The organism is Tardiphaga sp. 862_B3_N4_1, assembly GCF_051811085.1.
GTDB classification, from domain to species: Bacteria; Pseudomonadota; Alphaproteobacteria; order Rhizobiales; family Xanthobacteraceae; genus Tardiphaga; species Tardiphaga robiniae.
In genome coordinates, this window is record NZ_JBPWQB010000001.1 from 2,795,960 (window position 1) to 2,815,518 (window position 19,559).

A 19,559-nucleotide genomic window follows, 5' to 3' on the forward strand; every position below is an offset into this window, starting at 1 on the left:
CGAGGTTACTCGATCACCCGGCCGAACTTGTTCGACTTCGGCAGCCCGGCCGCGAGACGGCCGGCGTCCGCACGGTTGCCGCGCCAGTCGGCCAATTCTTTCCAGGTCAGACGATGTTCGCGGTCCGACGAATCCTTCCAGGTCAGGCCTTCCTTGGCCACGAAAGTGGCGACATCCGACAGGCCTGCGCTGGTGTACTTCTGCAAACGCACGCCGCGGCCACGCGCCATCTCCGGCACCTGATCGAGCGGGAAGATCACCATCTTGTGGTTGGTGCCGATAACCGCGACCTGATCGCTGCCTTCGCCGACCACCGTCAGCGCCCGCGCCTCGTTCGGCATCTCGACATTCAGCACCTGCTTGCCCTTACGGGTGGTGCCGACGCAGTCGTCCTCATTGACGAGGAAGCCTTGGCCGTCATGGCTGGCGATCAGGAACTTGCGGCCGCCCTTGTGTACGAACATCGAAACGATGGCGGCATCGCCTTCCATGTCGATGAATAGGCGGATCGGCTCGCCATGGCCACGACCGCCCGGCAGCTTCGACACGTCGAGCGAATAGAACCGTCCATTGGTGGCCAGCAGCATCAGCTTCGAGGTGGTCTCGGCAAAGAACGCCTTGTCGAGCTTGTCGTCGGTCTTGAACGTCAGATTGGAGAGATCTGCGACCTGGCCCTTCAGCGTGCGGACCCAGCCCTTCTCGGAAATCACGACCGTGACGGGCTCGCGCTCGACCAGCGACTCTTCGAGGGCAGCGAGATCGTGCTCCGGCGCGTCGGCAAACACCGTGCGGCGCTTGCCGAGCGGCGTCTTCGGCCCGAAGATGTCGCGCACCTTGCGGACCTGCTCGCCGACCTTGGCCCACTGCTCGGTTTCGGACTTCAGGATCGCGTTGATGCCCTTGAGCTCCGCGCGGAGCTCCTTGTCTTCTTTCCTGATCTCGAACTCTTCGAGCTTGCGCAAGCTGCGCAGCCGCATGTTCAGGATCGACTCGGCCTGCAATTCGGTGAGGCTGAACGCCTTCATCAAAGCCGGCTTCGGCTCATCCTCGGTGCGGATGATCCGGATGACTTCATCGATATTGAGATAGGCGATCAGGTAACCGCCGAGCACTTCCAGCCGATGTTCGATCTGGTTCTTGCGGAAGTTGGAGCGGCGCAGCAGCACGTCACGCAGATGATCGAGCCATTCGCGCAGACATTCGGCGAGACCGAGCACCTTGGGGATGCGGCCCTTGACCAGCACGTTGAGGTTCAGCGGAATCTTGCTTTCGAGCTCGGTGAGCTTGAACAGCGACTCCATCACCAGACCGGCATCGACATTGCGCGTCTTCGGCTCGATGACGACGCGGATGTCTTCGGCGGACTCGTCGCGGATGTCACCGATCAGCGGCAGCTTCTTGTCGTTCAAGAGCTCGGCGATCTTCTCGATCAGCCGCGACTTCTGCACCAGCCATGGAATCTCGGTGACGACGACATTCCAGGCGCCGCGGGCGCCCTCTTCTACATGCCACTTGGCGCGAGTGCGGAACGAACCGCGCCCGGTCATATAGGCCTCGGCGATGCTTTCCTTGGAATCGACGATGATGCCGCCGGTCGGGAAGTCCGGCCCCTTCACCCAGCGCATCAGCGATTTCGATTTGGCGTCGGGCTTGTCGATCAGATGCAGCGCGGCGTCGCAGAGTTCGGCGACATTGTGCGGCGGGATCGAGGTGGCCATGCCGACCGCGATGCCCTGCGCGCCATTGGCCAACAGGTTCGGGAAACCGCCCGGCAGCACGGCCGGCTCCTTGGTCTGGCCGTCGTAGTTCGGGCGCAGCTCGACCGCGTCTTCGTCGATCCCCTCGAGCAGCAACCGCGCGACATCGGTCATGCGCGCTTCGGTGTAACGATAGGCCGCCGCGCTATCGCCGTCGATATTGCCGAAATTGCCCTGGCCGTCGACCAGCGGATAGCGTGACGAGAAGTCCTGCGCGAGGCGCACCAACGCGTCATAGATCGACTGGTCGCCATGCGGATGGAACGAGCCCATCACGTCGCCGACGATCTTGGCGGATTTCTTGAACGGCGTACCCGGGTCGAGCCGCAGCAGGCGCATGCCATAGAGGATGCGGCGGTGAACCGGCTTCAAGCCGTCCCGCGCATCCGGCAGCGCCCGATGCATGATCGTTGACAGCGCATAAGCGAGATAGCGCTCCTCGAGCGCGTCCCGCAGTTGCACTTCGTGAATTTCAGCCGGCTCCGGCGGAATCAGTCTTTTTCCCATGGCGAGGGGTTAGCGCCTCCCGGCGAATCGGGCAAGAAATGAATCACGCGCCACCGATCAAGTTCCATCGATATCGGGGCGCCCTCGCCCCGGGGAGAGGCCGCCCACGTCATTTCGTCAGCCATTAGGCGATGGGATAGATGGCGGTTCCAGGCTCAGCCTAGACGCCATCTTCCCGCGGCTATTTGGATTTCTGGATGGAGGTCACGACGATCTGACCATCGACGCGACCGGCATCGAACTTCACCTTGTCGCCCACCTTGACCGATTTCAGCATCGCCGGGTCTTTCACGCGAAACACCATGGTCATGCCCTCGTCCATATCGAGGCTCTTGATCGGACCGTGCTTCAGAGTGATCTTGCCTGCCGCTTCATCGATCTTCTTCACTTCTCCGCGCACCGCAGCATCCTGCGCGTAACCCGCGACGCAGAACATTGAGAGCGCAACAAACGCGACAAGCGCGACAGATCCATTGGTCTTCATAGTGCAGTCCTTTGCGTGAACTTGAGCTGTTTGCATCGCGCTATTTCACGATGACCTTGCCGGTCATCCCCAATTCACGATGCGTCGGGATCAGGCATGAATATTCGAACGTCCCTGCCTTCGAGAACTTCCACAGGACTTCCCCGGACTTTTTGGCGGCAAGACGCAGGCCATTGGGCTCGTCATGCTCCATGTCGGGATTTTTCTTCATCGCTTCGCCATGCTTCAGATTTTCTGCCGTGGTCGCCAGCAGGAACTCATGTGCTTCGGTCCCCACGTTACGTATGACGAAGCGAATCTGCTCGCCGCGCTTCACCTCAATGACCGCAGGCGAATAATCCATCTCGTTCATGCTGACGACGATCTCGCGCGCCGGCTTCTTGGGATCGCCGGGTTCGCCAGCCGAATATCCTCCATGCTTGTCGTGGGCCACAGCAGCAGCCGCGTAAGCCATCGCGGCCAGTATGACGCCGCGACCAATGTATTTTCGAGTCTCGTTCATTTCAGTTTTCCGTGTTGATTGTTGTCTGCGATGACGATGTGCAGTCCTGGCCCTACATTCCCTTCATTTTCATACCCTTCTTCATGTCCATCGGCTTCGATCCCTGGCCTTTGATGGTTTTGTCCTTCACGCTCGTCTGTCGTGGCGCTTCGCTCTGCGGCGCCTCGATCTCATAGGCCACCGTACCCTTCGGGAAATCGTAAGGACCCGGATCGCGGTAATCGTCGCGCGCGAGTCCGTCCCGCACCTTCATGATGCTGAACATGCCGCCCATCTCGATCGGACCGAACTGACCTGATCCCGTCATCATCGGCAGAGTGTTGTCAGGCATCGGCATCTCCATCTCGCCCATGGCACCGCCGGTGGATCCCATCACCATCGCGTCCGGCGCCAGCTTGCCGACTGCCTTCGCCAGATCCTTTTTGGAGACGCCGATCAGGTTTCTGACGTCGTGACCCATCGCATTCATGGTGTGATGCGACTTGTGGCAGTGGAACGCCCAATCGCCGGGATTGTCGGCGACAAAATCGAATGCGCGGATCGCACCCACCGGCACGTCAGTGGTGACTTCCGGCCATTGCGCGCTGTCAGGCACCCATCCTCCATCGGTACAGCTGACCGCAAACTTGTGCCCATGCAGATGGATCGGATGGTTGGTCATCGTGAGATTGCCCACCCGTATCCGCACACGGTCGCCGAGACGCACCGGCAACGGATCGATGCCGGGAAAGACGCGACTGTTCCACGCCCACATATTGAAGTCGGTCATCTCGTTGACCTTCGGCAGATAGGTGCCGGGATCGATGAGATAGCTGCTCATGATGAAGACGAAATCGCGATCGGCGGGCCGGAAGCTGTTGTCGCGGGGATGCACGACCATCATCCCCATCATGCCCATCGCCATCTGGACCATCTCGTCCGAATGCGGGTGGTACATGAACGTGCCGCTGTGCTTCATCTCGAATTCGTAGACGAAGGTCTTGCCGGGCTTGATGTGCGGCTGGCTCAGCCCGCCGACGCCATCCATGCCACTTGGCAGGATCACACCGTGCCAATGCACGGTGGTGTGCTCCGGCAGTTTGTTGGTAACGAAGATGCGAACCTTGTCGCCTTCGACAGTTTCGATCGTCGGCCCCGGCGACTGGCCGTTGTAGCCCCAGAGATATGCTTTCATGCCGTCCGCGAATTCGCGCTCGACGGGCTCGGCGACCAGATGGAATTCCTTCCAGTCGCCATTCATACGCCACGGCAATGTCCAGCCGTTGAGCGTAACCACCGGATTGTAGTCGGGCCCGCTCGGCGGATGCAGCGGTGGCTGCATCGTTACTTTGTCCATCATGGGCGCTTCGGGAATACTCGCCGCCTGGGCGCGGCCGGTCACCGCAGCCGCACTGGCAAGCACCGTGGCTGTGCCGAGAAAGTTTCGCCGGGACAACATGGTTTTCTCCATTTCAGTGCCCTCCTCCACTGGACGCCTGCGCGGCCGGCGCGGATCTTGTTTCGGATGATGGTTCGCTGCGGCCGCCGCCATTGATCGCGGTCTGCAGTTCCGACTGCGCGAGCCAGAAATTGCGTTTGGCTTCAATGGCTGCGCGCAAAGCTGCGATGCGTTGGCGGGCCTCGGTCAACAGCGCGAATACATCGACCTGCATGCTGCTGAAGCGCAATTGCATCTCGTCCGAGATGATCTTGCGCAGCGGCAACACCTCGCGCTGGTAGTGACCGGCGATATCGTAGGTCGAGCGATACACCCTGAAGGCATAGCGCGCTTCGGAGCGGATATTCACGGCCTTCTCGATCAACAGGTTGAAGGCCTGGTTATAGGTCTCCGCCGCCTGTCGGACGCGCACTTCACCGCCGTCAAAGATCGGAATCTGAAATTGCACGTCGAAGCCGCGTTCGCGGAACGGCGTCCCCTCCGGATCACGCGTCTTACGGTCGATGCCGGCGACGTCGAGCAACGTCACGAACCGACTTGCTTCGGTGAGGTTCAGCGACTTGGCGAGAGCGGCGAGTTCAATGCGGGCGATCTGCAGGTCAATGCGGTGTGCAACGGCATCGACCTCGATGCGCGGCAACGACAGCGGCTGACGCGGCAGCACCGGCAACTTCTGGGGCAATCTGATGTCGGTGTCCCAGAGTCCGAGCAGACGGATCAAACGCTCGCGCGAACTCGTGGCCTCCTGACGGAGCGTTGCGAGATCGGCGGTCGTCTCCGCGTAGAATACCTGCTCGCGGGCTTGGTCGAGCTTGTTCAGCGATCCGGTCTCGCCCAGCTTCTGTGCGAGTTGCGCCGTGGTTTCCGCCGTCGACTTGGCATCCGTCAGCAGGCCGACAAGTTCGTTGGCAGCGACGGCGCGGTAGTAGGCGCGTCTGACGTCAGCGGCCAGCCGCAGCGTCTCCTCCGCAGCGCGCAATTGCGCCTTCTGGAATCGCTGACGGGCGATCTCGGAGCGGAACGGCAGTGTCGCCAGCGCGAGAATATCGCCGACGACCTGTCGCTCGATTTCCAACGCACCGTTGCCGGAAATGCGCGAGATCGAGAATGTCGGATTAGGCGGCAGGCTGTCGCCGACGAGATCCGTTTCCGCAAGCGCCAATTCATTATACGCAGCCTGCAGGCCGCGATTGCTGAGCAATGCGATCTGCACCGAGCTGTCGACTGTCAATGCCCGCCGCAGCAGGGCTTTGACGGTTGCATCGGCACGTTGTGCGTCATCCGGCGTCCGGATCGCAATCACGTCCTTGTTGATGGTCTCGCTTGCGACCCCGGCGACGACGCCCATACCGCCATCAGGCGAGAACGATGCACATCCCGCCAGCAACAGCGTCGATAGCAGCGTAATGCCGGCTGCAGACCTTGAACCGAACTGGCGCGCATGCGTGCGCGACTTGTGATGCTTGTTGAACATGACGTGCCCCTACCGGCCAGATTTCGGCACAGGAGCGACACGGTCGTTCTGCTCGCGCCATGACGACGGGGCAACCGGCCGAAGGCTGCTGTAAGGAGCCACGGTGGAGCGATAGCCGACACCAGCGACCTTGGTGCCGGGATCTGCCGGGTCGGCGCCAGCCAACGATGCGGTCACTGGCATGCAGCCACCGAGCGCCATACTGGCAGCGGTCATCGCTGCGAGGATTCCAAATCTGATATCGAATAGCTTCCCGACCACCGAACAAACGGCGGCGAGCTTCGCCCCAAGCTGCGCAAGCATGTTATTTTCCTGAAATGACGATGGATCACAGGTGCGCGTGCCCTTAACGGGCGCGGCACCGCGTCGATACGATCAGATCAGGAAATGGGAGGGCGGTAGAGCCGGGCGGGCGCACTGTCGGTGACCGCGCGATAGCCTTCGGTGACACGAAGAACCGTCGGCACCGAAGGGGTCACGATGTCAGTCAGCGGTGCCGGCAGTGCGGAAATACACATCAGGCCGCAGCATGGACCGTTCGGCGAATGCGGCACTTTGTGCGAACCGGAGGCATCGTCGATCGCCGTCAATGCGTGGTCGCCATCAGCATGTGCGGCTGCAGAGTGTGCGGCTGATGAGTGCGCGACAGAATGATCGTGCGCGTGACCATCCCCATGCATGTGCGCAGACGCGCTGCTATTAACATGAACCATGCCGGCCATATGACTTTCGCCAGTCAGGCACGGCGCGACCGGGTGCTGTCCCGGCAAGGCAAAGGAGATTGTCGGCGCCAGCACGCACAACAGATATGCCAGGGCGACGAACCACCCTGCTCTTAGTCGCTGCACTCTGGTCAGACGAACCAGCATCTGGATGCGATATCTTCCTATCAACCCGTCAATGAACGGAACATAGACGCGAATCCGGCATTCGCCAATGTCGAACTTGCCTCAGGACGATGAGATTCGCGCGAGGTGCCGCGTCACCGCGTTGATGAACCCTTCGCGGGCGTCGGAATGGCCCTGCCCGCGCGGTTCCAGCACGTTGCGGAGCAGAAAGCGGCCGGTCAGGTCGAAGCCGTCCTGCAGGTCGCGGTCGGAGATGCTGTTTTGGCCGTCTTCACTCTCGCGCAGGAATGACGGCAGCCGCATCAGCCGGTCGCGATACGGTTCACCCGCGGTCCGGGACACTGCGTTGCCAGATTTGGGTGACACGTAAATCAGGTCAGAGGTCACGCCGGTGGCGGCGCAATTCTCCAGATCGAGGCCGAAGCCGAGTTCGGTCAGCATCGCCAGCTCAAACCGGATCACATGGAGCGCGGCTTCGCCGACATCATCGAAGTCATCCAGGATGCGCTCCAGCGTCTCGTAGATGTCTTCATGCGGATCGCGCTCCGGCAGCAACCGCGCCAGCGAGGCGAGATGGGTGATGCCGTAGACCGCATGGGACGAACCCAGCAGCGTCGCAGCACGCATCAACGTGCCTTCCATCAGGTAATAGCCGAGCTGTTCGTCCAGCCGCGCCCGCCATATCGCCTGCACGCTATTGCCGGGTTGCAGCAGCGGTCGCATCTTTGACCCCGCACCACCGCGCACCAGGCCGAGATGACGACCATGGCTACGCGTCAGCAATTCGACGATGGCACTGGATTCGCCATGCCGCCGCACGCCCAGGATGATGCCTTCATCGGTCCATTCCATGGGGGCAGTTTACAGGAATTCGGCAGCCGCCGCAGTAAATGCGATCAGGCCTTGAACCAGGTTTTCGCGTCGCCAGTGAAAGCGCAATACAGTCCGAGCCCGGTCAGGATGCATGACACGATCTCGATCGCACTGTCGAACTGCAGTCCGTACAGGCCAAGCACCTGAAACAGAGACAATACCGAGAAGGCCAGCGACACCACCAGCACCCAGCGCGGCCAGCCCTTGCGGCGATAGGCGGCGAGCCACACGAGCCAGACGAAGAACAACAGCATGCAAGCGGCGACCAGATTCGCCGCCATGATGGTGCTCTCGGACATCGCAAGGTCAGGCGTGCGGTCCTGGAACGCGATCGACAGCGCGTCGAGGATCAGCGACATGTAGAGCAGGACTTCGAAATAGAAGACGTTCTTCGGAAGGTTGGCGGGAGCGGTCATCTTGTCGGCTGCACTTCCATCATCGCTCCTCGATCACTCGTGAGGAAATTCGAGGCCCATTTCGCGATAACGATTGGGATCGTCGCCCCAGTTCTCGCGCACCTTCACGAACAGGAATAGATGCACGGGCGCGCCCACGATCTCGGTCAGCTCCCTGCGCGAGTCCGCACCGATCTGCTTGATCGTCGCACCGCCCTTGCCGAGCACGATCTTGCGCTGGCTTTCGCGCTCGACGAAAATCGTCTGCTCGATCCGTACCGACTTGTCCTTGCGCTCGGTCCAGCTATCGGTCTCCACCGTCGACTGGTACGGCAGTTCCTGATGCAACTGACGAAAGATCTTCTCGCGGGTGATTTCCGCCGCGAGATGCCGCATCGGCGCATCCGACATCTGGTCTTCGGGATAATGATACGGGCCGGCGGGAACGTCGGCTGCGAGCCTGCGGCGCAGGTCGTCGACGCCGTCACCGGTCATCGCCGAGATCATGAAGGTCTCTTCGAACTTCAACCGCTCATTGGCCATCTGCGCCAGCTTCAGCAGCTTTTCCTTGGAGACGATGTCGACCTTGTTGATCACGAGGATCTTCGGGTGATTGACGCTCGCAAGCTGCGCGAAGATCGCCTCGGCTTCCTCGTTGATGCCCGCTTTGGCATCAAGCAGCACGCAAACGACGTCGGCATCATGCGCACCGCTCCATGCCGTCTTGACCATCGCCCGATCGAGGCGCCGCTTCGGCAGGAAGATGCCGGGCGTATCGACCAGAATGATCTGAGCGTGGTTCTCGATCACGATGCCGCGGATCAGCGCGCGGGTGGTCTGCACCTTGCGCGAGACGATGGTGACCTTGGAGCCGACCAGCGCATTGACCAGCGTCGACTTGCCGACATTGGGCGCACCGATCAGCGCGACAAAGCCGCAGCGGGTTTCAACGGGTGTCCCTTCGGACTCATGGTCTGGTTCAGCATCGCTCACGACATTATCCTTCATTGCCGCCACTGCTGACGCCTTCACGCGCAATCATCGCCTGCGCCGCGGCTTTCTCGGCGGCGCGCTTGCTGCCACCCTCGCCTTCGGCCGGCGCAAACCCCTTCACATCCACCTCGATCTTGAAATGCGGATCGTGGTGCGGACCGGAGCGTTCGACCTCCCGATAGGCCGGTGTCGGCAGACCGCGGCCCTGGGCCCATTCCTGCAGCACCGTCTTGGGATCGCGCAACGGACGCACCGGCTTGCGCATGCGCTCGGTCCAGTTGCGCTGCACGAAGCTTTCCGCAGCCGGATAGCCGCCATCGAGGAAGATCGCGCCGATCACGGCTTCGCAGATATCGCCGAGGACCGACTTGCGCAACCGCTGACCGGCGCCGGCGCCGACCGTGCCTAGCTTGATACCCTCGAGGAGACCCAACAGCCGTGCGACGTCGGCGCATGCTTCCTTGCGGACGAGGTCGGCGAGCCGCTTCGACAACTCGCCTTCATCCGCATTCGGGAAAGCGCGAAACAACATGTCGGAGACCACGAGGCCGAGTACGTGGTCGCCGAGAAACTCAAGACGCTGGTAGCTCTCGGTCCGGCTGCGCTGCGACTTCAGGGCCGACACATGGGTGAAGGCTGTCGCCAGCAGCAGAGGATCCTTGAAGCTGTGGCCGATGCGCGTTTCGATCTCGGCTGCGGCGACCTTCGCCGCTGCGCGTGCCTTCTTCTTGCGGGCAGCAGCCGTCTCCGGCGTAGCCTCGGTCGTCGAGCTAACTTCGTCGGTCTTCGGCGCGGTCTCGATGGGATTGTTGGAGTCGTCGGTCATCGCACGATAGAGAAAATTCGATTCCAGCGTACGGCGGTCGGCCAGCGCCAGATCTGCCAAGCATGTTCGCCTTCGGCGATCGAGAAGAAGATCATTTGCGCGCGACCGACTAGATTCTCGAACGGCACATAGCCGACGGCCGACAGCACCCGGCTGTCCGTCGAATTGTCGCGGTTGTCGCCCATCATGAAGAAGTTGCCGGGCGGCACGGTGTAGACATTGGTGTTGTCGTAGAAACCGTTGTCGACGCAATCGAGCGTCTCATAGGTGACGTTATTGGGCAGCGTTTCCTTCCAGCGCTTGACGCGCGCCGTTGCGTCGGAACCGCACGGATCTTCGCCGACGAAGTCGCTCATACGCTCGCGCTGCACGGGCTTCTCGTTGATGTAGAGCAGCCCCTCTTTCATCTGGACGCGGTCACCGGGCAGACCGATCACGCGCTTGATGTAGTCGGTGGAGTCGTCCTTCGGCAGACGGAACACCACGACGTCACCGCGTGACGGCTCGGAACCGAAGACGCGGCCGGAGAAGATATTCGGCGACAGCGGGATCGAATAGTGGCTGTAGCCGTAGGAATATTTCGAGACGAAGAGGTAATCGCCGACCAGAAGCGTGGCCTTCATCGAGCCCGACGGGATATTGAAGGGCTGGAACAGGAAGGTCCGGATCACCAGCGCGATCAGCAGTGCGTTGATGACAACACGGATGGTCTCGCCGACGCCGCTTTCAGTCTTGGTCCCGGATGTCACACTCATCGCTTTCCCGATTCCCGCAGCGTCGCCGCGCGGCTGGCAGCGCATTTTGGGGCAAGGCGGCGTCGCGCCTCGCACGAAAAATGCATTAGATTCATATAATTACGGCAAAGTCCTGCAAATGCCATGAGCGGCGTCAGCGAGAATTGGCGTCGGTTCGGTGTCCTCGCAGGTTTAAACGGTTGTTGGTAACGGTGCAATGAACCGCCCCGAAAAGCCGCTATTTCCCGCCAGTTTGACGTGCCGGCTTGTGATCGCACCGCTTCAGGTGCGGCTCCCGGCCAGCCCTCAGGGCTTGGGCGACGGGACGGCCGAAATTATGACGAAAGCCTGCGCCAGCGGCCAATCGTCCGTGATCGACAGATCGATCTGGGCATCATGCCCCGGCGGTATCAGGGCCTGCAGCCGCACCAGCGCACCGCCGGTGAGCTTCATGGAGGGCTTCCCCCCGGGTAGGTTGACGACGCCCATATCCCGCCACCAGACCCCCTGGCGGATGCCGGTGCCCAGCGCCTTGGACATGGCCTCCTTGGCAGCGAAACGCTTGGCATATGTCGCCACCACCATCCTCTCGCTCTTCACGCGGCGCTGTGCCCGCGCCCGTTCGGCCTCGGTGAAGATGCGATCGAGAAAGCGGTCGCCATGGCGTTCGATCACCTTGGCGACGCGCGTAATGTCGATCAGATCGGAACCGATGCCGATGATCATGAGGCGCTCTTGGACTGCATCCGCCCGCGATCCATCGCCGCGCGCATCAGACGCACCGTATCGGACAGACCGATGAACAGTGCCTCGCCAATCATATAGTAGCCGATGTTCAGCTCCATGATTTCGGGCAGCGCTGAGATCGTCTCGGCGGTGGCATAGTCGAGACCATGGCCGGCATGTACTTCCAGGCCTGCGGATTTCGCCAGCCTCGCGCCGGCGGCAATGCGCTGCCATTCATGAGCGGCCTTCGCGGTATCGCCATCGGTGATCGCGTCGCACCAGGCGCCCGTGTGGAGTTCGATCACGGGGGCCTTTAGTTTAGCGGCCATTTCGATCTGCTTGGGATCTGCCGCTATGAACAGCGACACCCGTATGCCGGCTTCAGTGAAGCGCGCGATCGACGGCTCCAGCGATTCACGCTGGCCGACCACGTCGAGGCCGCCCTCGGTCGTCAATTCTTCGCGCCGCTCCGGCACCAGACAGACGGCATGAGGCTTCACCGCCAGCGCGATCCGCACCATGTCAGGCGTCGCCGCCATTTCGAAATTCAGCGGCTTGGAGATCTCCGCCTTCAGTCGTTCCATATCGGCGTCACGGATGTGGCGACGATCCTCCCGCAGATGCGCGGTGATGCCGTCGGCACCGGCCGAAATGGCTTCCAGCGCAGCACGAACGGGATCCGGGTGCTTGCCGCCCCGCGCGTTGCGCAGGGTCGCGACGTGATCGATGTTGACGCCGAGGCGCAGCGAGGATGAGGACATGACGAAATTCCAGAAAACCTTAAGGGAAGACGCTACCCATTGACCCGCTCGACCTTGGCGACAACGGCCTTGGCGCGCAACTGATTGATGATCGCGCTGAGATGCTTGAGGTCGTAGACCCCGAGATCGATGGTCTGTTCGGTGAAATCGGGCGAGCGGCGGTGCATGCTGATATTGTCGATATTGCCGTCATGGTCGGCGATGACCTGAGCGATCTGCGCCAGGCTGCCGGGCTCGTTGACATTCTGCAGGAACAGCCGCGCCGGAAAACGCTGCGGCGAGGATTCATCGATATCCCAGCGCACGTCGACCCAGCGCTCCGGCTCTTCCTCGAAGTCTTTCAACGCCGGTGACTGGATCGGATAGATCGTGATGCCCTCGCCCGGCGTAACGATGCCGACGATGCGGTCGCCCGGCACGGCGCCACCGTTCGGAGCGAATTTAATTGGCAGATCGGAATCGACGCCACCGATCGAGATGATCGAGGTGAAGCGTGCCGCGCCATCCGGCGTTCTGACCTTGTCCGCCGTCGACTTCTTGTTGTTGGCCGAAAAGCGGCCGATGCGCTCTTCCTTGTAGTCGGGATACATCGCACGCGCGACGTCCGCGGCGCGCAATTCGCCGCGGCCGACCGAGGCCATCACGTCGTCGATAGACGTGCGCGCCAGACGCGGCAGCGCGCCCTTCAACTGGTCGTCCGAATATTCCATCTTGGCGCGCACGAACAGGCGCTCGACGATCCGGCGGCCAAGGCTGGCATATTGATCACGGACCGCCGTTCGCGTCGCACGGCGAATGGCGGCGCGCGCTTTGCCAGTGACCGCCAGGCCTTCCCATGCGGATGGCGGCGCCTGCTGTGCGGCCGAAGTCAGCACCTCGACTTCGTCGCCATTCTGCAATTCGGACGACAGCGGCGCGAATTTGCCGTTGATCTTGCAACCCACCGCACTGTTGCCGACGTCGGTATGCACGGCATAAGCGAAGTCGACGACATTGGCATTGCGCGGCAGCGCGATCAGCTTGCCCTTCGGGGTGAAGCAGAACACCTGGTCGTGGAACAGTTCGAGCTTGGTATGCTCGAGGAATTCTTCCGGATTGGTGCTCTCCGAGAGAATGCCGATGGTATGGCGCAGCCACGAGAACGCGTTGGATTCGCGCTTGAGCATTTCGGTCGGCGAGCCAATGCCATCCTTGTAGAACGCATGCGCCGCGATGCCGTATTCGGCGATGCTGTTCATGTCCTCGGTGCGGATCTGCAGTTCGACGCGCTGGTTGCCGGGGCCGATCACCGTGGTGTGGATCGAGCGATAGTCGTTCTGCTTCGGCGTCGAGATGTAATCCTTGAAGCGGCCCGGCACCACCGGCCAGGTCGTGTGCACCACGCCGAGTGCGCGGTAGCACGCCTCCATGTCCTGCAGCACGACGCGGAAGCCGTAAATGTCCGACAGCTGCTCGAACCCCACCGACTTGCGCTTCATCTTGGTCCAGATCGAAAACGGCTTCTTGCGTCGGCCGGTGACGCGCGCCGTGATGCCGTTCTTCTCCAGCTTCGTGGAGAGATGACTCTCGATCATGTCGATGAGGTTGCGATTGCGTTCGGTCAGTGAGTCCAGGCGCTGCATCACCACCAGATAGGCGTCGGGATCGAGCACCTTGAACGACAGTTCCTCAAGCTCCTCGCGCATCGCCTGCATACCCATGCGTCCGGCGAGCGGCGCATAGATGTCGAGGGTCTCCTCGGCGATGCGGCGGCGCGAGGCTGGCGGCATGAACTCCATCGTCCGCATATTGTGCAGACGGTCGGCGAGCTTGATCAGCAGGACCCGGACGTCGTCGGCGATCGCCAGCAGCAGCTTGCGCAGGTTCTCCGCCTGCTTGGCTTCGCGCGACACCAGTTCGAGCCGCTTCAGCTTGGTCAGGCCCTCGACCAGCGCGCCGATTTCGGCGCCGAACAGCTTGTCGATTTCGGTCCGGGTGGCCTCAGTATCCTCGATCGTGTCGTGCAGCAGCGCCGCCACGATGGTGGCGTCGTCGAGCTTGAGGTCGGTGAGGATCGCTGCCACTTCCAGCGGGTGGGAGAAATACGGGTCGCCGGAGGCCCGTGTCTGCTCGCCATGGGCGACCATGGCATAGACATAGGCGCGGTTGAGCAGATCCTCATCGGTGTTCGGGTTATAGGCCCGGACGCGGTCCACCAGATCGTATTGCCGCATCATCCGGACACGGGACGTCCGCGGCACCTTGGCCGGAATTGGCGTCTCTGCAGACAGCGCTTCAGGCGAAACTGGCGAGACCGCGGCGACCGTGTCGTTCGCAGCCTGCATCTGCCGTTTATTACGGCGCGAAGTCGCCATCCTAGCCTCGTTCGATCCGGTCAGCAGCGACCTGGATTCTTCGTCTCAAGTTTGCCCCGAAACGGACTGCAAAAGCAAAGGCCCGGACGCATGTCCGGGCCTTTGTGATGACTGATAATCAAAACGGTTAAGCAAAAGACCGTGTGTATCGCTTTACTCGTCTTCTTCGGGCTGCTCTTCCGGCGGAGCGAGGCCTTCGAGACCCTTGAGGAGCTCTTCTTCGGTCATGCGCTCGACAGCCACTTCGGTATCGTCGGCATCGACGCTGGCGCCGGCGGAGCCGATCAGCGGAATCGTATCCGGCTCTGGCTCGTCCACTTCCACGAACTTCTGCAGCGAATGGACCAGTTCCTCACGGAGATCTTCCGGGGAAATGGTCTGATCAGCGATTTCGCGCAGCGAAACAACGGGATTCTTGTCGTTGTCGCGATCAATCGTAAGTTGTGAACCGGACGAGATCATTCGTGCCCGGTGTGCTGCCAGCAACACCAGGTCGAACCGGTTGTCGACCTTATCGATGCAATCTTCGACGGTTACGCGCGCCATAAAATGTCGCTCCGTTTGTTGTGGGACCGAATATGATGATTAAGTCCCGTAGGTATAGGGGCTTTGCAGCATTCGCAAGGACCAATTTGGAATTGCGTCCTTCTTGGCTTGGTTTTCTGCCGCACTATGGTACCCTCAAAAAGACCGCAGAAGCGGTGGCACCATCTGGCCAGAAGCGGATATCTCGACACCAAAAGGCTTCATTGCAAGGGAAGATGGATCGGCATATTCGGGCAGTTCCAGACCAGCTGATTGCGTGGCGTCAATAAAGCCGATCCGACGAAGAGCGGACGACAAATGTGATTCAAATGCGCAACGACGAAGTCGCGCCAAAAACGCTAACAACAACAAACCACATGAGAAAACTTGATGTCCCTCACATCTAACAAGATCGCACTCTTCATCGACGGCGCCAACCTGTACGCCACCGCCAAGACCCTCGGCTTCGACATCGACTACAAGCGCCTCCTCAAGGAATTTCAGAGCCGCGGGACCCTCGTCCGGGCCTTCTATTACACCGCGATTATCGAGGATCAGGAATACTCGTCGATTCGCCCGCTGATCGATTGGCTCGATTACAACGGGTATACGGTGGTAACCAAGGCCACCAAGGAATTCATCGATGCGTCCGGCCGACGCAAGGTGAAGGGCAATATGGACATCGAGCTCGCCGTCGATGCCATGGAACTGGCCGAACATGTCGACCAGATCGTGCTGTTCTCGGGCGACGGCGACTTCCGCTCCCTGGTCGAAGCCGTGCAGCGCCGCGGCGTCCGCGTCACCGTGGTGTCCACCATCTCGAGCCAGCCCCCCATGATCGCCGACGAGTTGCGCCGGCAGGCAGACGTGTTTACCGATCTCATGGAACTGCAGAGCAAGCTTGGCCGCGATCCGGCAGAGCGCCCTGCTCCGCGCGAGCCGCGTCACCAGACGCCGCAATTCCTGCAGCGCGCGACCACCATGGCGCCACGAGGCGATGAAGATTTCGAAGACTAAGACGCAACTCAGCAGACAACAGCCGGCGGTGGTCGCAACCGCGATTTCCGCTGGCACTTCCACCGATCCCGGGCGCGATTGTCCCCTGTGCCCCCGCCTCGTCGAGTACCGGCTGGAGGTGCGCGAGCGCGACCCCGACGGCTACAACGGACCCGTGCCGTCGTTCGGCATGTCCGATGCTGCCCTCCTGATCGTGGGCCTCGCCCCCGGCGTGCAGGGCGCCAATCGTACCGGGCGTCCCTTTACCGGCGACTATGCCGGCGATCTGCTCTACGAGACCTTGCTCGATTTCGGCTTTGCCTCCGGCACCTATGAAGCACGCCCTGATGACGGGCTAATGCTGCAGGATTGCCGGATCACCAATGCCGTGCGCTGCGTACCACCACAGAACAAGCCGCTGCCCGTCGAGATCACCACCTGCCGGCCGTTTCTGATTGCCACGATGGACACCATGCCGCGATTGCGCGCTATCGTGCTGCTGGGCCGCGTCGCCCACGACACGATGCTGAGGACGCTCGGCATTCGCGCCGTGACAGCGCCCTTTGCGCACGGCGCCGTTCACGATGTCGGCCGCTTCAAGCTCTACGACAGCTATCACTGCTCGCGCTACAACACGAACACGCGCGTACTGACGCCCGAGATGTTCCGTGCGGTGTTTGCGCGGGTAAAGGCGGATCTGAGTGATGCCTAACCTGTAGCCCGGACGAGCGAAGCGCTATCCGGGCTAGGACCGCGACAACGCGATCAAACCGGGTTCGCCTTCATCCATTCCAGCACATCGCCCGCGTTCCGGTCCGGTGGAAACACCGGATAGAACACATGGGTGATCTTGCCGTCGTCGATGATCATGGCCATGCGCTTGATCATCGTGAGATCGGCAACCTCCATAGTCGGCAGGCTGAGTGCGTCACTCAGCTCAAGGTGCTTGTCGGACAACACCGGAAACGGCAGATGCAGCCGCCCGGCCATTTCGGTCTGATATTCGTTGCTCTGCGTCGACAGGCCAAACACATGCTTGGCGCCAGCGGCCTTCAGCTCCGCGAACAGATCCCGGAACGAACAGGTTTGCGGCGTGCAGCCACGCGCGCCCGGAATCATGTCCCAGTCATCGACCAGCCCAATTTTACCGGGCTCGCCTGTACGCGGATAGCCGAACACCACGGTGCGGCCGGTGAGTTCGGACAGCGTGACCGCCGTATCGTTCGTTGCGCGCAGGCTGACCGGAGGGATCGTCATGCCGGTCAGATGATTGGCGGCACCGTCGTCTTCCGGCGCCGGAATCTTGCTCCAGTCGACTTCGAGCAGGTTGCCTTGCGTCATCTCATCCTCTTGTTTGAAAGAATGGGCGACGCCCAGCCTTATCCCCGCGCGCGTAACAGACGGCCCTTCTCGCGGCCCCAGTCACGGTCCTTCTCGCTCGCGCGCTTGTCGTGGAGCTGCTTGCCCTTTGCCAGCGCGAGCTGCAGCTTAACGCGGCCGCGTTCGTTGAAGTACATCTTCAACGGCACAAGGGTCATGCCCTGGCGTTCTACCGCACCCATCAGCTTGTTGATCTGCTTGCGATGCAGCAGCAGCTTCCGCGGCCGCTTCGGCTCGTGGTTGAAGCGGTTGGCCTGCAGATATTCAGGGATGTTGCAGTTGATCAGCCAGATCTCACCGTCCTTCGGATCGGCGTAGGATTCCGCAATGGTGCTCTTGCCGTTGCGGATCGACTTCACCTCGGTCCCGGTCAAGGCGATGCCCGCCTCGACCGTATCCTCGACGGCGTAGTTGAACCGCGCCTTGCGGTTCTCGGCGATCACCTTGATCGGGCGTTCGTTCTTTTCGGCCATCGTTCAATACTTTCAGCATGCTGACCGAATATAGGTGCGGCGAATGCCCGACCCAAGCCTTGGGCTCAGGCCTTCTTGAGCAGGTCGCGGATCTCGGTCAGCAGTTCTTCTTCACGGGTCGGCTTCGGCGGTTCAACCGGCTTGGCGGCATCATTGCGCTTCAGCTGGTTCATGAAGCGGATCACCAAGAACAGGACAAAGGCGACAATGATGAAGTTCAGCGTCAGGGTCAGGAAGCTGCCCCAGGCGAGCACGGCGCCCTGCTTCTTGGCGTCGGCCAGATTGGTTGCCGTAACGGATTTCGAGAGACCCGTGAAGTAATTCGAGAAATCGAGACCGCCGGTGATCGCACCGATGATCGGCATGATGACATCGGCCACCATCGACGAGACGATGGCACCAAAGGCTGCGCCGATGATCACGCCGACGGCGAGATCGACCACATTGCCCTTCATCGCGAAATCGCGAAATTCCTTCAGCATCTGCAATTCCTTTTTGTTTTCAACGAACGACGCGTACGCGCTTACAAACAAGGAGAGATGACGCAGCCAAGTCACTCAACATCTGGTTGATGCAGATGCCTAGTTGATAAGGCCCGCGAAGACCATGGCATCGCGGATCACCTTGCCGGTGGGCGGCGTCACCGTCATCAGCGGCAGACGTACTTCTTCCTTGATGCGGCCCAACAGTGCGAGGCCGTGCTTGGCGCCGGCAAGGCCCGGCTCCTTGAAGATCGTGTCATGCAGCGGCGTCAGGCGATCCTGGACCTTGAGCGCCCCGGCATAGTCGCCCTTGAGCACCAGCGACATCAGTTCGGCACAGAGCTTCGGCGCAACATTCGCCGTCACCGAAATGCAGCCATGGCCACCCGCCGCCATATAGGCCAGCGCAGTCATGTCTTCGCCGGACATCTGGATGAAATCCGGCCCCATGGCATGGCGCTGCTGCGACACGCGCGCGAGATTGGCAGTGGCATCCTTGACGCCGGCGATGTTCTTCAATTCGAACAGCCGGGTCATGGTCTCGACGGACATGTCCACCACCGAACGCGGCGGAATGTTATAGATCAGGATCGGAATGCCGATCGCGTCGTTCACCGCCTTGAAGTGCTGATACATGCCCTCTTGCGTGGGCTTGTTGTAATACGGCGTCACCACCAGCACCGCATCCGCACCGGCCTTCTCGGCGTGCTTCGCCAAAGCTACCGCTTCCTTGGTGGAGTTGGACCCGGCGCCAGCGATCACCGGCACACGGCCCTTGGCTTCGTCAATGCACCATTCGACGACCTTGTAGTGCTCTTCGTGGCTCAGCGTCGGGCTCTCGCCCGTGGTGCCGACCGGAACGAGGCCGTTGCTGCCCTCGGCGATCTGCCAGCTGACGAGCGCACGAAAGCCTGCCTCGTCCAGCGCGCCATCTTTGAACGGCGTGACCAGCGCGGTGTAAGACCCCCGGAAATTCGTCTTGGTGGCTGCCATGGTCTGCTCCGAACGCGATGCGGCTTTAGCCGTCTGCT

The 19,559-nt window shown here is 61.3% G+C and carries 22 protein-coding genes; 2 read left to right on the forward strand and 20 right to left on the reverse strand.

What is annotated here, in order from left to right; translation table 11 throughout:
- Nucleotides 1–5: 5 nt before the first annotated feature.
- From parC to rpoZ, 16 genes are all read right to left on the reverse strand, one after another.
- Nucleotides 6–2,264, reverse strand: a complete 2,259-nt coding sequence (gene parC / locus AB8B02_RS13230; RefSeq protein WP_439064140.1) for a DNA topoisomerase IV subunit A — start codon at nucleotides 2,262–2,264, stop codon at nucleotides 6–8.
- A gap of 181 nt (nucleotides 2,265–2,445) precedes the next feature.
- Complete coding sequence (locus AB8B02_RS13235; protein ID WP_244528470.1) at nucleotides 2,446–2,700, reverse strand: copper-binding protein; 255 nt, start codon at nucleotides 2,698–2,700, stop codon at nucleotides 2,446–2,448.
- Nucleotides 2,701–2,788: 88 nt separating this feature from the next.
- The gene (locus tag AB8B02_RS13240) at nucleotides 2,789–3,250 is read right to left on the reverse strand and encodes a cupredoxin domain-containing protein (RefSeq protein WP_439064141.1); all 462 of its coding nucleotides are present in this window, start codon (nucleotides 3,248–3,250) and stop codon (nucleotides 2,789–2,791) included.
- Between the two features lie 52 nt (nucleotides 3,251–3,302).
- Nucleotides 3,303–4,688, reverse strand: coding sequence for a multicopper oxidase family protein (locus AB8B02_RS13245; protein ID WP_439064142.1), 1,386 nt, complete (start codon nucleotides 4,686–4,688; stop codon nucleotides 3,303–3,305).
- 13 nt (nucleotides 4,689–4,701) lie between these two features.
- A complete protein-coding gene (locus tag AB8B02_RS13250) occupies nucleotides 4,702–6,162 on the reverse strand; it encodes a TolC family protein (RefSeq protein WP_439064143.1) in 1,461 nt (486 codons plus the stop codon).
- 9 nt (nucleotides 6,163–6,171) lie between these two features.
- On the reverse strand, nucleotides 6,172–6,465 hold the full coding sequence (locus tag AB8B02_RS13255) for a hypothetical protein (protein WP_439064144.1): 294 nt from the start codon (nucleotides 6,463–6,465) through the stop codon (nucleotides 6,172–6,174).
- A gap of 77 nt (nucleotides 6,466–6,542) precedes the next feature.
- A complete protein-coding gene (locus AB8B02_RS13260; protein ID WP_439061703.1) occupies nucleotides 6,543–7,031 on the reverse strand; it encodes a hypothetical protein in 489 nt (162 codons plus the stop codon).
- Nucleotides 7,032–7,112: 81 nt separating this feature from the next.
- On the reverse strand, nucleotides 7,113–7,862 hold the full coding sequence (gene recO / locus AB8B02_RS13265; protein ID WP_089263820.1) for a DNA repair protein RecO: 750 nt from the start codon (nucleotides 7,860–7,862) through the stop codon (nucleotides 7,113–7,115).
- A gap of 44 nt (nucleotides 7,863–7,906) precedes the next feature.
- Nucleotides 7,907–8,299, reverse strand: a complete 393-nt coding sequence (locus AB8B02_RS13270; protein WP_089263819.1) for a hypothetical protein — start codon at nucleotides 8,297–8,299, stop codon at nucleotides 7,907–7,909.
- A 33-nt stretch (nucleotides 8,300–8,332) separates the two neighbouring features.
- Nucleotides 8,333–9,286, reverse strand: a complete 954-nt coding sequence (gene era, locus AB8B02_RS13275; protein ID WP_184517685.1) for a GTPase Era — start codon at nucleotides 9,284–9,286, stop codon at nucleotides 8,333–8,335.
- The gene (gene rnc / locus AB8B02_RS13280) at nucleotides 9,276–10,097 is read right to left on the reverse strand and encodes a ribonuclease III (RefSeq protein WP_089263817.1); all 822 of its coding nucleotides are present in this window, start codon (nucleotides 10,095–10,097) and stop codon (nucleotides 9,276–9,278) included. Before rnc ends, era begins: the two co-directional genes overlap by 11 nt.
- Complete coding sequence (gene lepB / locus AB8B02_RS13285; RefSeq protein ID WP_089264616.1) at nucleotides 10,094–10,852, reverse strand: signal peptidase I; 759 nt, start codon at nucleotides 10,850–10,852, stop codon at nucleotides 10,094–10,096. The genes rnc and lepB overlap by 4 nt, the downstream gene beginning before the upstream one ends.
- A gap of 285 nt (nucleotides 10,853–11,137) precedes the next feature.
- On the reverse strand, nucleotides 11,138–11,557 hold the full coding sequence (gene acpS, locus AB8B02_RS13290; RefSeq protein ID WP_175368494.1) for a holo-ACP synthase: 420 nt from the start codon (nucleotides 11,555–11,557) through the stop codon (nucleotides 11,138–11,140).
- On the reverse strand, nucleotides 11,554–12,318 hold the full coding sequence (locus AB8B02_RS13295) for a pyridoxine 5'-phosphate synthase (RefSeq protein ID WP_439064145.1): 765 nt from the start codon (nucleotides 12,316–12,318) through the stop codon (nucleotides 11,554–11,556). Before AB8B02_RS13295 ends, acpS begins: the two co-directional genes overlap by 4 nt.
- A gap of 32 nt (nucleotides 12,319–12,350) precedes the next feature.
- Nucleotides 12,351–14,672 (reverse strand): RelA/SpoT family protein, encoded by a 2,322-nt coding sequence (locus tag AB8B02_RS13300; protein WP_093761398.1) that lies wholly within the window; start codon nucleotides 14,670–14,672, stop codon nucleotides 12,351–12,353.
- A 153-nt stretch (nucleotides 14,673–14,825) separates the two neighbouring features.
- The gene (rpoZ, locus tag AB8B02_RS13305; RefSeq protein ID WP_068732476.1) at nucleotides 14,826–15,218 is read right to left on the reverse strand and encodes a DNA-directed RNA polymerase subunit omega; all 393 of its coding nucleotides are present in this window, start codon (nucleotides 15,216–15,218) and stop codon (nucleotides 14,826–14,828) included.
- Nucleotides 15,219–15,587: 369 nt separating this feature from the next.
- Here rpoZ and AB8B02_RS13310 point away from each other — a divergent pair, with 369 nt between their 5' ends.
- A complete protein-coding gene (locus AB8B02_RS13310; protein ID WP_068732474.1) occupies nucleotides 15,588–16,214 on the forward strand; it encodes a LabA-like NYN domain-containing protein in 627 nt (208 codons plus the stop codon).
- Nucleotides 16,195–16,905 carry a uracil-DNA glycosylase gene (locus tag AB8B02_RS13315; RefSeq protein ID WP_120292105.1) on the forward strand — a complete coding sequence of 237 codons (711 nt, stop codon included), beginning with the start codon at nucleotides 16,195–16,197 and terminating at the stop codon, nucleotides 16,903–16,905. The genes AB8B02_RS13310 and AB8B02_RS13315 overlap by 20 nt, the downstream gene beginning before the upstream one ends.
- A gap of 53 nt (nucleotides 16,906–16,958) precedes the next feature.
- On the opposite strand, the gene AB8B02_RS13320 is transcribed toward AB8B02_RS13315, so the two are convergent.
- The 4 genes from AB8B02_RS13320 to dapA form a co-directional block, all read right to left on the reverse strand.
- Entirely contained in the window at nucleotides 16,959–17,534 is a 576-nt protein-coding gene (locus AB8B02_RS13320; RefSeq protein WP_120292103.1) for a peroxiredoxin, read from the reverse strand.
- 38 nt (nucleotides 17,535–17,572) lie between these two features.
- A complete protein-coding gene (smpB, locus tag AB8B02_RS13325) occupies nucleotides 17,573–18,046 on the reverse strand; it encodes an SsrA-binding protein SmpB (RefSeq protein WP_068732465.1) in 474 nt (157 codons plus the stop codon).
- A 65-nt stretch (nucleotides 18,047–18,111) separates the two neighbouring features.
- Nucleotides 18,112–18,528, reverse strand: coding sequence for a large conductance mechanosensitive channel protein MscL (mscL, locus tag AB8B02_RS13330; RefSeq protein ID WP_089263809.1), 417 nt, complete (start codon nucleotides 18,526–18,528; stop codon nucleotides 18,112–18,114).
- A 99-nt stretch (nucleotides 18,529–18,627) separates the two neighbouring features.
- Nucleotides 18,628–19,521, reverse strand: coding sequence for a 4-hydroxy-tetrahydrodipicolinate synthase (gene dapA, locus AB8B02_RS13335; RefSeq protein WP_120292101.1), 894 nt, complete (start codon nucleotides 19,519–19,521; stop codon nucleotides 18,628–18,630).
- Between the last annotated feature and the right edge of the window lie 38 nt (nucleotides 19,522–19,559).